Source organism: Psychrobacter muriicola 2pS (assembly GCF_904846535.1).
In the GTDB taxonomy this organism is placed as follows: domain Bacteria; phylum Pseudomonadota; class Gammaproteobacteria; order Pseudomonadales; family Moraxellaceae; genus Psychrobacter; species Psychrobacter aquimaris.
Genome location: NZ_CAJHBC010000011.1, coordinates 51,879 through 65,658, shown reverse-complemented (window position 1 = coordinate 65,658; position 13,780 = coordinate 51,879). Strand labels below are relative to the sequence as shown.

Below are 13,780 nucleotides of genomic sequence, written 5' to 3'. Positions count from 1 at the left end.
AGTGAGAATGCTAAAGGTATCAAAAAGCCAAACGCTCATATAATAAGCGTTTGGCTATAATGAAATGCTAAGCTAACCTTTTTTCAAATGAAAATTATCTTCAATTTGTGGTTTAGCTCACCATATATTGACTAAACTCTTTACGCAATTTGGCAAGTTTTGGTGGTATGGCAAAGTTGCAATAAGCTTGTCCTGGGTTTCTATTGAAGAAATCCTGGTGCGTCTCTTCTGCTTGATAAAACTCAACGGCTGGGTGTACTTCGGTGACCACATTGATGCCCATATCGCGCAGTTTATTGATGGTGCGGTCAATGGTCGGTTTTTGGGCTTCATCTGTGTAGAACACAACGCTTCTATACTGGCTACCGACGTCATTGCCTTGACGATCCATTGTGGTGGGATCGTGGGTGGCAAAGAAAACATCGAGTATGACTTCTAATGGGACGATAGAGTCATCGAACTCGACTTTGATGACTTCAACGTGCCCTGTATTGCCACTACAGACCGCTTCGTAATTGGCAGAAACAGCGTCACCGCCCATGTAGCCTGAGACGACAGATTGCACGCCTTTTACGGATAAAAATACCGATTCGGTGCACCAAAAACAGCCACCGCCTAAAATAATGGTTTGCATAATTCTTCCTGTTTTTATAAATATAAAATACCAGCCAAGTGATGTTTACTTAGCAATACCTATTTAGCTTAGCAGGGCATCTGACCGCGATAAGTAACAAACAGTAATGTTATAATGAGCTTTTGCTACGTCGTGCCGCTTTCAGCTAGTAATGACAAGCAAGACCATCAATTATCTCCTAATTTAAGTTCTATTATTACAAAATGAGTCGCACCATGAGTCAATCTAAGCCTGCTATTGTTAAACATGACATCTTATTTACCACGCCACTCGATAAAGCGTCACGTTTCTCCTTTGATGAGCAAGTGGTGGCTTGTTTCCCTGATATGATTCGTCGTAGTGTTCCCGGTTATGGTCAGGTGCTGGCGATGTTGCCCATATTTGCCCGACGTCATTGTAAGTATCGCCAACAGAGCGATAGTGGTCAGCGCGTCAGTCGAGTGTATGATTTGGGTTGTTCACTTGGCGCAGCAAGTATGGCGTTGGCAGGTGAGTTTGAGCCGCAAGATTTGCAAATTAAAGCGATTGATATCTCACCAGCGATGACGACCGAAGCGACTACTTTACTGGCTGATAACTATCCAGAACATAATATTGAAGTCATCACTGCGGATATTCGCGATGTCGAGCTTGAGCCGTGCGATATGGTGATTTTAAACTTAACCTTACAGTTTTTACCTGCCGCCGATAGAGTCGCAGTGTTAGAGAAAATTTATGCGGCACTAAGCGAAGGTGGCATACTGGTCTTGACTGAAAAAACCCATGCCTTTGATGAGCAATATGACGCGTGGTTGGTTGAGCGTTATTATGACTTTAAACGTGCTAATGGGTATACCGAGATGGAAATCAGTGGCAAACGTAATGCACTAGAAAATGTCCTTATTACTGATACATTAGATGAGCATCATGCACGGTTAGATCAAGTTGGCTTTAAACGTCATCTGACGTGGTTTCAGTTTTTAAACTTTGTCTCAATTGTGGCGTTTAAATAATCCTTATTTTTAACACAGTTTTTTTTGATCAATACGGTAACTTGCTTTTATGCTCAACGACACTATTACTCACGCCGAACGCGAACTGTATCTCACCTTGCTAGAGTTAGCCCAGCAGCAGCCAAGCGCTTATGAATGGCTGACGCGCTTACCAACATGGTTAAATGACATCAAGGACAAAGCCAACTACGCGCATGCACCTGCTTATCAAGCCTCGGTAGCACGCTTGCCGAATTTGACGGTCAATCATGTCGAGTTAAATAGCGATGTGTTGACGGTTGAGACAACACTAAGCACCTCTGAGCATAAGCAAACAATGGCACTATTAAAGCAGCTCATGCCATGGCGCAAAGGGCCTTTTCAAATTGGTAGTGAAGAAGGCAATCCAATATTGATTGATACTGAATGGCACAGCGATTGGAAGTGGCAACGAGTCGCACCGCATTTGGGTAATTTAAAAGGTCGTCGCGTATTAGATGTGGGTGGTGGCTCTGGCTATCACGGCTGGCGTATGGCAGGGGCAGGAGCAGATACAGTCATTATCATTGATCCGTCATGCTTGTTTTATCATCAGTTTATGGCGATTCGTCATTTCGTTGGCGCAGCAGACGCTCATGGTACAGGCCGTTATCGTACTCATTATATTCCTGTGCCACTTGAAGCATTGCCCGAGCATAGCCAATTATTTGACACCGTATTTAGCATGGGTGTGCTCTATCATCGCCAATCGCCGTTTGAGCATTTACAACAGCTTAAAGGGCAGTTGGTCAAAGGCGGTGAGTTGGTGCTTGAAACGTTAGTTATCGAAGGTGATGCCAATACGGTACTAGTGCCACATGACCGCTATGCTCAGATGAATAACGTGTATTTTTTACCATCAGTCGCGGCATTGACAGGCTGGCTAGAAAAAGCGGGATTCTCAGATGTGCGTTGCGTGGATGTAGCAGTGACCTCGACGGAAGAGCAGCGTAAAACGGAATGGATGACTTATCATTCGTTGGCAGATTTTTTAGATCCTAATGATTCTAGCAAAACTCTTGAAGGCTATCCTGCACCGATGCGTGCGACCTTGATCGCCAAAAAATAGCGTTATTACTCTATCTGCCATAAGGAATATGGATAATGAAAATATCAAAGACTGTGATTATGGCTACTATCAGCTTGCTATCGCTACCTGCTATGGCAGGTTACGGTACGCCATTTGAGGGTTGGGGCTTTGTGCAGGATGATTGGCAAGTGGTTTGTGATAATACGTTAACTTGTCGCGCAGCAGGTTATGCAGAGGAGGATCAGTTAGATACGCCTGCCTCAATATTGCTCACAGTATTACCTAAAGTTTCTTTACCAAGTGCCACAGTACAGTTTTTACCAGAGGTTCCAAAGCAGAATAATACCGAGGCTGAGCTTTGGTTAAATGGTAAGAACTATGGCGAGATACAGCCAGATGCGGACGGTTACACCTATGATTTAAGTCCTCAGCAAACCAAGTACCTGATTAATCAAGCACGCCTAAATACTAAGATAGAGATAAGAGTAGGCAGTGAGCGTTGGACAATCAGCGATAAAGGCATGAGTGCGGTATTGCTCAGGCTAGATGATGCACAAGGTCGTGTAGGGACACCGTTGGCACTGGTTAGTAAGAGCAGTCCACATCAGCAGACACCCAAATCCGCTAAAGCAAAACCTGTGATTAAAAAAGCATATGCCTATGCTGACAACAAGCAACTAGACTCGTCAAAGCTAGTGTATTTTCAAAAGAATATAAATAATTGGGTCGATATTGACGCTAAGCAACTTGTAGGCTCTGACGATGATATGGGAAATTGTGAGTTGGTTAATCCAAAAACTGAAGCGTACCAACGAATACAAGAGTATGGTTCTGATAGACTAGGTTGGAAATTTACAGCCGTGGATGCCAATCATACGCTTGCTAGCCATCTGTGCTGGCAAGGCGCCTATAATGAAGGCTATGGTTATTGGTTGATAAATCATCGTACTCCAAGCGAGACAGTACTTATCACCACAGCAGGCAGTGAATATTCTGATGGAGAGATTTGGGCGATGCATAAAGGCCGAGGCGTTGGTGATTGCTGGAGTCGTGCGATATGGATTTGGAATGGTAAAGCGTTTGCTAAGAGCGAAGAGGTAACGACGGGCATGTGCCGAGGTTTTGCTGGTGGGGCATGGGACTTACCAACTTACGTGAGTGCAGTCGTAAAAAATGATAGCAAGGCTCAGTGAGTGATATTTTTATAGGAATGATTGACACACTATAAAGTGAAGCCGTCATGAGCCATGCATTTTTTAATTGACCATTTCCCCGTCTATTTATCAGTGATAGGCTAGGTGTTTATTACCTATCATTGACAGTGAGGACACGCCCTAGTTATATAAAAATTATATCAACCATCTTTTAAAAGCGACTTCTAACAATAACTTGAGTAAGAAGCCTACAAACCCTGCGCCTAATGCTAAGAAGATCCAAAATGTCCCCGCGCGCCCAGCTTGAGATTCTTTAGAAATATCCCACATAATAAAAAACAAGAAGGCGATGAAGATTGGCAATAAAACGTACAGTCCCCAACTGGTGACGGTACTAGCAGCAATAGCAAACATGGCATAATCCTATAAAATAGCAACGCCGCCTCTATTCACCTCTATTATTTTATTGTTCTTCTGATAATCGTTACCCTCAGAGTGATGTATCGCCATTCATAAAATAAGCGATAATCTATAAAATAAATAAGAAATAAGCAGGCAGCAATACAAACCGTTATTATAACGCGGAAGCGAGCAGGTATAAACTGCTGCTAAGTATGAGGCAACAGTAACGCTACAATTTGCAGGGCTGACTGATCAGTATCAGTTCTAAATCCCAATCTATTGAGTCCATCTCAATCTTCTTTATAGTGAACGAGAGCACAGACAAGCCTATTAGTATGGCTCGCCCTCAATTCAATCGATTATCCTCTAAATGGTTAAATTTTGCCAAACTTCGTCAAACAGCTTATTAATATCTCAATATTATTTGTGCTACTTTTCTTGTTTGACGGCAATTTATCTCATTTTTATCACCATTTTAAAAATGAGGACACGGCCTAGTCACCTCAATTATTAGTATTAACTGTCATAACCGTAAGATTTTAGTGCTAATTTTGGTGCAAATGGTGCAATACAGGGCAAAGATTGTTATATTTACAGGTTACTTATCTTTTTGTATTATTTTACTCCCTGTAATGTTGGTCGCTATTATAATAGGCAGTTATCGGCTGCTCACATTCGCCACATTTTTATACCGTTTTTGTTGTTTATTTAACCGAGTTCAAATCCTTATGTCACAAGCCCAAATTGATACACTTGCATCACTATTTAACGATGCGATTCAAACCCTACAAGCAGATGGCACCCTACCAGCTGACTGGCAAAATAATAGCCAAATCACCCGTACTAAAGACTTAAGCCACGGTGATTTTGCCAGTAATATTGCGCTGACAGCTGCCAAAGCTGCCAAGGCCAATCCACGTCAGCTTGCTGAAAAAATTGTCAATGCGCTGCCTGAAAACCAAGACATTCGCCAAGTGGAAATCGCAGGTCCAGGTTTTATTAACGTGTTCTTAAATGCGGAAGCCAAGTTTGCGGTATTAGATGATATCTTTGCCTTGCAAGATCGCTTTGGTTTAAGCGATCAGTTTGACGGGCAAAAAATTCAGGTTGAGTTTGTCTCTGCCAATCCAACGTCAAGTTTGCACGTTGGTCATGGTCGCGGTGCAGCGTTCGGTATGAGCGTGGCAAACCTGCTTGAAGCGATTGGTTATGATGTCACGCGTGAGTACTATGTCAACGATGCGGGTCGGCAAATGGACATCTTGGCGACCAGTACCTATTTGCGTTATCTGGAAACGAATGGCGAGCAAATAATTTTCCCAGTTAATGGCTATCAAGGTGATTATGTCAGTGACATCGCCCAAACGTTAAAAGCGCAACACGGCGATCATTACGTTCATAGCTTTGCAGCAATCGCCAAAGATGTGCCAGCAGATGCTGAGTTTGAGATCAATGCGGACGGCGAAAAAACACTGCTAGCAGGTGACAAAGAAGCGCATATTGATGGTTTGATTGCCAACAGTAAAGCCTTGCTTGGTGAGGGTTATGAGCTGTTTTTAAATGCGGCATTGAGCAGTATTTTAGCCGATATCAAGGATGACTTAAACGACTTTGGTGTGCGCTACGAGTGCTGGTTTAGCGAACGTTCTATTGATAGCGAGATTGAGCCAGTCTTGCAAACCTTAGATGAAAAAGGCTACCTATACGAAAAAGACGGTAATATTTGGTTCAAATCAACCGATTTTGGTGATGAAAAAGACCGTGTGGTGCGCCGTGCTAATGGTCAATCTACTTATTTTGCTTCTGATATTGCATATCACAAAAACAAATTTGATCGTGGTTTTGATAAAGTGGTGAATGTTTGGGGTGCTGATCACCATGGTTATGTGCCACGCGTAAAAGCCGCTTTATTGGCTCTTGGTATTGATGCTGAGCGTTTAGATGTGGTGCTTGTGCAATTTGTTGCACTATGGCGTGGCAGTGAAAAAGTACAAATGTCCTCGCGTTCAGGTCAATTTGTCACCCTGCGCGATTTACGTACCGAAGTTGGTAATGATGCAGCGCGTTTTTACTATGTCGCCCGTAAGCCTGAAGTGCATATTGATTTTGATTTGGAGCTGGCTAAATCACAAAGCAAAGACAATCAAGTGTATTACATTCAGTATGCGCATGCCCGTGTTTGCCGAGTATTAGAAAAGCTACAGAACAGTGGTCTTGTGGTAGACGATACGATTGGTTTAGAACATCAAAACTTACTTAGCGCACCAAACGAAGATGAGCTAATTAAATTATTAGCAGGATATCCAGCGACATTATTGCGTGCCGCGACGGGTTATGAGCCGCATGTATTGACCAACTATCTGAAAGAGTTGGCCGCATTATTCCACGGCTGGTATGACAGCAATCGCATCTTACCAGTGAGCTTGACGTCAGGTGAGATACCAAGCTCGAATGAGATGGATTTGATGCAAGCCCGTTTGCGTTTGTCCAAGGCAGTACGCCAAGTATTGGCCAATGGTCTTAGTTTATTAGGGTTGTCGGCACCGTCTAGCATGTAGTAACTTTCTAACATGTAGTATGAGTATAGATGACTGCCAGCCATAATTTGATGATAGTTAGATTCAGTAGGGAGAACCAGATCCATGCTAGCCAAAAAACCTAAAGGTGCGACTGAAAAACGCAAAACAAGTAGCGTATCCGGCTTATTGTGGATGTTTGTCGGGGCTGTATTGACCCTTATGATAGGGGTCTTCATATACTTGTCACCATTATTTGACTTCAGTCCCGCTGACAGCACCGCTGGTAATGATCCTGATCGTCAGGTACAGCCACGTGTCGACACTGATACCGATAATGGCGATTATGAGTTTTATGATATTTTGCCCAATCAAGAGATGGCGACTATTCCTGATGAAGACATTGCTGAAACAGGCAATGATCGTATAGGGGATATCAGTGCCTTTGAGCCTGATGTGGTGGTGACTCAACCTGAAGATGGCTCAGCCAGTCGCAATGATGATACCGGTAACTTTGGTATCTCTGAAAATACGGTGATTTCGCCCAGCGGTGGCAATAACGCTGCTACCAGTAATAACGGCGACGACATCGTAATCGTTGAAGAAGACGCGACCTATGATGGATCGACGCCTACTAGTAGTAATAGTGCTTCTACCAATAATACAGGCGCAGGTACTGCTAGCGTTCAGGCCGCAAAGCCTGCTGCAACTTACATTTTGCAGATCAATAGCTTCGGTGATGCGGATGAGGCAGATCGTCGCCGTGCCCAAGTGCTGATGGCGGGTGTAGACGCTAGAGTGGTTAAGAATACGACGGGTAATGGTTTGCCAATTTATCAGGTTATTTCTCGCCCGATGAATAATCGCCAAGCAGTAACCACTGCTCAGCAGCGCTTACAAAATAATGGCATTGATTCCATCATCGTTGAACAGCGTCGTTAAGTTGCGCTATTTGATAGCAGTTTTAGTTCTTTATTAATAATAAAAAAAGCGTCGCAATGACGTTTTTTTTATCTCTAATTTTTAGCAAAGTTATTTTTTCTGTTGGTTTATTATCTCTCATCAAAAATTTCATAAAGAGCGTGGCTATGACAGTCTCTCATTCAGTAACACCGCCTACTGGCCTCATTAAAGCATTTTTCCAAAAGTATTTTATTGATGCTTTCACTGGCATGGCGTTAGGGCTATTTGTCACATTGATTGCTGGTTTAATCATCTCGCAAATCGGTGGTTGGTTAGATTTGCCCGCATTGGTCGCGGTGGGCAAGCTTGCCTCAGTACTAATGGGTGCAGGTATCGGGGTGGGTATTGCTTATTACCTTAAAGCACCAACACTCGTCATGCTCAGCTGCTTGGTGGCGGGTATGCTTGGCGCACACTCTGAAGCATTAATGGCAGGGACGTTATTTACGCCCCAAGTAGACGGGCCTGCGACCTTTGTCGCGTTACCGGGCAATCCGATAGGGGCGTACTTGACCTCGGTATTTGCTTATCGTGCTGGTACTTGGGTCGCTGGCAAAACCAAGCTTGATATTCTACTGGTTCCTTTATTGGTATGCGCGGTAGCATTAGCAGTTTGTGCACTACTGAATCCACCTATCGTCGCTGCTGTCGCTGCCATTGGCCAAGGTATTCAAGCGGCTACTGAGTTACAGCCTCTGTTAATGGGTATTGTGATTGCAGTGGTGGTGGGTATTTTATTGACATTGCCAACGTCCAGCGCTGCTATTTGTATCGCAATTGGGCTTGGCGGCTTAGCAGGTGGGGCAGCAGTAGTAGGCTGTGCGGCACACATGATTGGCTTTGCCGTTGCAAGCTTTAAAGACAACGGCGTCAGTGGCGTGATATCTCAAGGTTTGGGCACTAGTATGTTGCAGATTCCTAATGTATTAAAAAAGCCGCTGGTGTTGTTGCCTGCTGTGATTGCCAGCGCCATCGTTGGTCCTATCGCGACAGTAGGTTTTGGACTGGCATGTACGGCAACGGGTGCAGGTATGGGCACCGCTGGATTGGTCGGCGTATTTGGGGTGATTGAAGCGTCACAAGAAATCATGAGTGCGGGTCAATTATGGACAGCGATTATTTTGTTGATGTTTGTATTACCTGCCCTAATTGCAGGTGTAGTCGCTTATGTGATGCGCCGTATGGGCTGGCTGGTTGATGGTGATATGAAGCTGCCTTAAATTAAAGATAAAGGACGCAAATTGTCCTAACTATCAATTATAAAAAAGCCCAACTATTTAAGTAGCTGGGCTTTTTTATGGTAATTTTCAAAGGTGCTTAAAATTAGCGGCGTACATCTTTAGGGGCATCACCATTTGGCCAATCTTTGTCTTTATTGGCTTTGATAGGTCGTGGCAGATGGGTAAAGTAAGCGGCAATATCGACTGCTTCTTGGTCACTAAGCGAGTTACCTTGACCAAAGGGCATTTTGCCTTTGATAAAGGCCGCTGCTGTATAAGTTCGCGCCATACCTGCGCCATCGTTGAAGGACTTGTCTCCAGCTACTGCGGGATAGATATAAGTGCCATCTTCATTATATTGACCTTCGCCATTTTCACCATGACAAACGCTACATTTTTCAGCAAACAGCTTTTTGCCATTGTCTGTATTTGGCTCTAAAGTTTTGTCTACCTTAACAAAACCGCGACCTTCAGGCGAGACACCGTAAGGCAAGCCCTGTGATAGCCAGCTCATATAAGACACCATCGCATTCATATCATCTGAACCCAGATCAAGCGCTTTGCCATTCATTGAGCGTTCAAAACAGCCGTTGATGCGTTCTTGTATTGAATTAACGCGACCAGCACGTGACCGATAAATAGGATAAATGCCCGGCATACCATTCCAAGGCGCCGCGTAGGCCTCTGAGCCATTACCCAAGTGACAGCTGGTACAGTTCAACTGGTTGCCGACATTGTCAGGCAGCTCTTTATAAGTATGATTGGCGATTTGTAAGCCGCGACGTACTGCTGCGCCGAACTCATCATCTGGAATAGTGGACTCATCTGGCATGCTGACGGTTAGTTTGGCACTTGGATTTGAGGCCATTTCGTCTTTAATTTCGGCGGCACGTGCCTCAAGTGATTTAACTCGGGCCAATGCTTCAGCTTCTTCGACACGATCGACAGCCTTGGTGTCTTTTTCACTACAGCCTGACAGGCTAACCGCACCAATAGCAAAGACAGCAGCCAGTAAAAAGGAGGAAGAGGATTTGACCCCTAAAAGTGTTTTCATTGGAATATCCTTATTATCAAAAATAATATGTAATAATATATTTATGTGATAATTTAACTGTCATGATGACAGAAGTAATCTTAATTTTTGTGCAAAAAATCTGAATGAGCAATCAATCTGTAAGTTGCTAGAAACATAATTGTACCAAATATTAAATAATTAAAGTATATAAATAGATAAAGTGTTTTGGCTTAAGTTAGACATAAATTAATTTCATACGGTATGAAAAACAGTGTTGAAAAAAATATTCAAAATTCTATCGATCAAAAAAAGCGCTTAAATATTGATAATATTTAAGCGCTTTTTTGTGGGCAAGTATTCTTAAGATACATTACTTTGTCGTGCTTGATTTTTTATGGCGGCGTGGTTTTAGCTTACGAGAGAGCTTATGGATATCGTTCAGCACCTTGCTATAACTAGCGGGAAATACACGCTGTACCGCGTCGATTATCTTGGCATCGTTACCAATTAGGCAGCGTGGTTGATTGGTCGCGGCAGCCTGCAAAATAATCCAAGCGGCATTGCTTGCATCAAACTTCAGAAATTTATTAAAGCTTCGAATGGCTTTGGGGCCAGTACGCATGCCAATATCATTAATACTGTCATTACCACGGGCACTATTGGCAATATTGGTTTTAATCCCGCCGGGATGAATACAGGTCGCTGACACGCCGCAGCGCTGAATATCTAACTCTTGGCGTAAGCTTTCGGTAAAACCGCGTACAGCAAATTTACTGGCGTTATACGCAGACTGCGACGGCTGCGCGGTTAAGCCAAACAGACTTGAGATATTAATGATGTGACCATGCTCGTTAAATTGGCGCGATTTGTTTTTATTGCTACCATTCGTCGATTCGCTTTGTTTGACACTATTTTTAATCAACGGTAAAAATGCCTTGGTGCCGTAAACCACGCCCCAAAAATTGATGTCCATTACCCATTCAAGCTCGCTAATGCTACTGCCTTCGACCGTAGAATATAATGCCACGCCCGCATTATTAAAGATAAAGTTCACTTTGCCATGGTCTGCCATGACGCTGTCTGCCCACGCTTCCACGGCTTTATGGTCTGATACATCAAGTACCGTCATGGTCGCTTTGATGTCATAACCGACGAGCAATTCTTTGGTCTGTGCCAGTTGCACCGCGTTGATATCAGAGAGAGCAACATGACAACCCATTTGTGCTAAGTGGATCGCCAGCTCGCGTCCCATACCAGAGCCAGCACCGGTGATAGCGGCGACGTGGTTGCAGTAATAAGGCGCAATATCTTGGTCTTTATTGGTATTAAAAGGTAGGTATTGACGCATTGAGGTTGCGATAGAAGTCATATGGTTAAGCATGATAAACAGTCCTTTGTATCATCAGTGATAGGTGTGGAGAGCATATTTACCTTAGCATGCTTTACGGTTTAAGCTGTGAACGATTGATAAACGCAGCTGTCATTTTTAAGTCATTTATAATTCAAGATAGCCAGACATAAAAAAGCGTCTTAGCTTATAAAGCCAGACGCTTTTTTTAATAACGCATTAACAACACTGAACGATATTTATCCAGTGATGAATTAAGCAATCTTAGGGATTTTACCTTCATTAATCACTTCTGCGTCAACCAGTACGGTTTTGGCATTTTCCATCGAAGGTAACTCATACATGGTTTCAAGCAAGGCATTTTCTACGATAGAACGCAGTCCACGTGCACCTGTTTTACGCTCCATGGCTTTTTTGGCAATGGCATCAAGTGCTTCTTGCGTAAAGTTAATCTCAGCACCTTCCATATCAAACAGATACTTGTACTGTTTTACCAAAGCATTCTTAGGCTCAGTAAGAATCTGTACCAAGGCTTCTTCATCAAGCTCTTGTAGCGCTGCAATGACAGGTAGACGACCAATAAGCTCAGGGATAAGGCCAAATTTAATCAAATCTTCTGGTTCAACTTGTTGCAGCAAATCAGAGCTACGACGGCTGTCATCTTTTGAGCTGACATCGGCGTTAAAACCAATACCGCCTTTTTCTGTACGCTGCTGAATAACCGCATCCAGACCCGCAAATGCGCCACCAACGATGATTAAGATGTTGCTCGTATCAACTTGGATCAGCTCTTGCTGTGGATGTTTGCGCCCACCGTGCGGCGGAATAGCAGCAACGGTACCTTCGATGAGTTTTAGCAACGCCTGCTGTACGCCTTCGCCTGACACGTCGCGCGTGATAGATGGGTTGTCGCCTTTTTTGCTAATTTTATCAATCTCATCGATATAGATAATACCTTGTTCCGCTTTACTGACATCGTAATCTGATGCTTGTAATAGCTTTTGCACTATGTTTTCGACATCCTCACCGACATAACCTGCTTCGGTTAAGGTCGTCGCATCCGCCATTGCAAAAGGCACATCAAGCAGACGCGCCAAGGTTTGCGCCAGTAAGGTCTTACCAGAACCCGTTGGGCCAATCAGCAAGATATTGCTTTTAGCCAATTCAACCATGGCATCGTCAGCACCAATCTTCGCTTTTTTACTGTCTTTGGCTAAGGTTTGGCTAACTTTTAGACGCTTGTAATGGTTATAAACAGCAACGGCTAGGGCTTTTTTGGCGGCGTCTTGTCCGATAACATATTCGTCAAGCTTGGCACGTAATTCTTTTGGCGTTGGTAGTTTTTTATTGACCCAAGAGGTATCAATTTCACTGTCATCATCGCCATCTTCAGCGCTGTCAGCGATTAAATCGGTACATAGCTCAATACATTCATTACAGATATTGGCATCGTCAGCGGCAATCAGCTGCTGTACATCGCTTTTGGCTTTGCCGCAAAACGAGCAATGCGGGGTGTTATCTTCTGCCATATAAAGGCACTCCTAAAATTTAAAACTTACAAATATTTTGATTTTTTACATCAAAGCCAAAACGTATAACGCTCAGGCTTTTGATGCCCATCAAAGCTTTTGCTCTTATGCGGTAATTATAAAGAAGCAGGGCGGCGCTCTAATACTTCATCGACCAGACCGTACTCTTTAGCCTCGCGAGCATCTAACCAAAAGTCGCGCTCAACGTCTTTTTCAATTTTTTCTAATGGTTGACCAGTACGTTCTGCCAAAATCTCATTTAAACGGGCACGCGTTTTTAGAATTTCACGAGCATTAATTTCGATATCGGTTGCTTGACCTTGTGCGCCGCCTGAAGGCTGATGAATCATGACACGAGCATTGGCAAGAGAATAACGCTTGCCTTTTTGACCAGCCGCGAGCAAGAACGAGCCCATGCTATAAGCGCCGCCCATACAGATGGTCGATACTTCAGGTTTGATAAAGTTCATGGTATCAAAGATCGCCAAGCCTGCACTCACTGAGCCGCCTGGTGAATTGATATATAAATGAATGTCTTTGTCTGGGTTTTCCGCTTCTAAAAATAGCAACTGCGCGACAATTAGATTGGCCATATGGTCTTCGACTTGACCGGTCAAAAAGATAACGCGCTCACGTAATAGGCGTGAGAAAATATCAAACGAGCGTTCACCGCGAGAGGATTGTTCAACGACCATTGGCACCAACGCAGCTTGAGGAGCGCTTTGGGTATATTGCATGCCTTGTGCGTCATTGTGCGCACTCATCAGCATATCAAAATGTGGGTTGGCAGTGATGCGATCATAATCTGTCATAAAGATGTCCTATTTATAAGTACATAAAATAAAGGGATTGAAGCTAGCGAGCGGCTACGCTTGTATGGCTGCTCATCATGCTAGATGTTGCCGCTTTTTAATAATATTAGCTGGCTGAAATAATAAGCGCCAGCTGTCGCTAAAAAT

12 protein-coding genes are annotated in these 13,780 nt (G+C 43.6%); 6 read left to right on the top strand and 6 right to left on the bottom strand.

Annotated features, from left to right (window positions below; genetic code table 11):
• Nucleotides 1-112 precede the first annotated feature (112 nt).
• Entirely contained in the window at nucleotides 113-634 is a 522-nt protein-coding gene (gene msrA / locus JMX93_RS13080; RefSeq protein WP_193008512.1) for a peptide-methionine (S)-S-oxide reductase MsrA, read from the bottom strand.
• Between the two features lie 203 nt (nucleotides 635-837).
• Between msrA and cmoA the strand changes: the two genes are divergently transcribed.
• Genes cmoA through JMX93_RS13065 form a run of 3 tightly spaced genes read left to right on the top strand, consistent with a single transcriptional unit; the run spans nucleotide 838 to nucleotide 3,867 of the window.
• Entirely contained in the window at nucleotides 838-1,626 is a 789-nt protein-coding gene (gene cmoA / locus JMX93_RS13075; protein ID WP_499204975.1) for a carboxy-S-adenosyl-L-methionine synthase CmoA, read from the top strand.
• A gap of 49 nt (nucleotides 1,627-1,675) precedes the next feature.
• Nucleotides 1,676-2,713: a tRNA 5-methoxyuridine(34)/uridine 5-oxyacetic acid(34) synthase CmoB gene (gene cmoB, locus JMX93_RS13070; RefSeq protein ID WP_496191918.1), complete on the top strand. Its 1,038-nt coding sequence runs from the start codon at nucleotides 1,676-1,678 to the stop codon at nucleotides 2,711-2,713.
• Nucleotides 2,714-2,748: 35 nt separating this feature from the next.
• On the top strand, nucleotides 2,749-3,867 hold the full coding sequence (locus tag JMX93_RS13065) for a DUF1176 domain-containing protein (protein WP_499204974.1): 1,119 nt from the start codon (nucleotides 2,749-2,751) through the stop codon (nucleotides 3,865-3,867).
• A gap of 156 nt (nucleotides 3,868-4,023) precedes the next feature.
• Here JMX93_RS13065 and JMX93_RS13060 read toward each other — a convergent pair whose 3' ends face one another.
• Complete coding sequence (locus JMX93_RS13060) at nucleotides 4,024-4,242, bottom strand: DUF2788 domain-containing protein (protein WP_045448016.1); 219 nt, start codon at nucleotides 4,240-4,242, stop codon at nucleotides 4,024-4,026.
• 716 nt (nucleotides 4,243-4,958) lie between these two features.
• On the opposite strand from JMX93_RS13060, the gene argS reads away from it, so the two are divergent.
• The 3 genes from argS to JMX93_RS13045 all read left to right on the top strand — a co-directional run bounded on the left by argS (nucleotide 4,959) and on the right by JMX93_RS13045 (nucleotide 8,929).
• On the top strand, nucleotides 4,959-6,788 hold the full coding sequence (gene argS, locus JMX93_RS13055) for an arginine--tRNA ligase (RefSeq protein WP_499204973.1): 1,830 nt from the start codon (nucleotides 4,959-4,961) through the stop codon (nucleotides 6,786-6,788).
• An 84-nt stretch (nucleotides 6,789-6,872) separates the two neighbouring features.
• Nucleotides 6,873-7,688: an SPOR domain-containing protein gene (locus tag JMX93_RS13050; RefSeq protein WP_499204972.1), complete on the top strand. Its 816-nt coding sequence runs from the start codon at nucleotides 6,873-6,875 to the stop codon at nucleotides 7,686-7,688.
• A gap of 146 nt (nucleotides 7,689-7,834) precedes the next feature.
• Nucleotides 7,835-8,929, top strand: coding sequence for a PTS sugar transporter subunit IIC (locus JMX93_RS13045; RefSeq protein ID WP_499204971.1), 1,095 nt, complete (start codon nucleotides 7,835-7,837; stop codon nucleotides 8,927-8,929).
• Nucleotides 8,930-9,032: 103 nt separating this feature from the next.
• Here JMX93_RS13045 and JMX93_RS13040 read toward each other — a convergent pair whose 3' ends face one another.
• The 4 genes from JMX93_RS13040 to clpP form a co-directional block, all read right to left on the bottom strand.
• Nucleotides 9,033-9,983 carry a c-type cytochrome gene (locus JMX93_RS13040; protein WP_499204970.1) on the bottom strand — a complete coding sequence of 317 codons (951 nt, stop codon included), beginning with the start codon at nucleotides 9,981-9,983 and terminating at the stop codon, nucleotides 9,033-9,035.
• Between the two features lie 331 nt (nucleotides 9,984-10,314).
• Entirely contained in the window at nucleotides 10,315-11,292 is a 978-nt protein-coding gene (locus JMX93_RS13035; protein ID WP_499204986.1) for an SDR family NAD(P)-dependent oxidoreductase, read from the bottom strand.
• A gap of 254 nt (nucleotides 11,293-11,546) precedes the next feature.
• Nucleotides 11,547-12,821: an ATP-dependent protease ATP-binding subunit ClpX gene (clpX, locus tag JMX93_RS13030; RefSeq protein WP_193011994.1), complete on the bottom strand. Its 1,275-nt coding sequence runs from the start codon at nucleotides 12,819-12,821 to the stop codon at nucleotides 11,547-11,549.
• A gap of 116 nt (nucleotides 12,822-12,937) precedes the next feature.
• Nucleotides 12,938-13,585, bottom strand: coding sequence for an ATP-dependent Clp endopeptidase proteolytic subunit ClpP (gene clpP, locus JMX93_RS13025; RefSeq protein ID WP_287045549.1), 648 nt, complete (start codon nucleotides 13,583-13,585; stop codon nucleotides 12,938-12,940).
• Nucleotides 13,586-13,780: the final 195 nt, after the last annotated feature.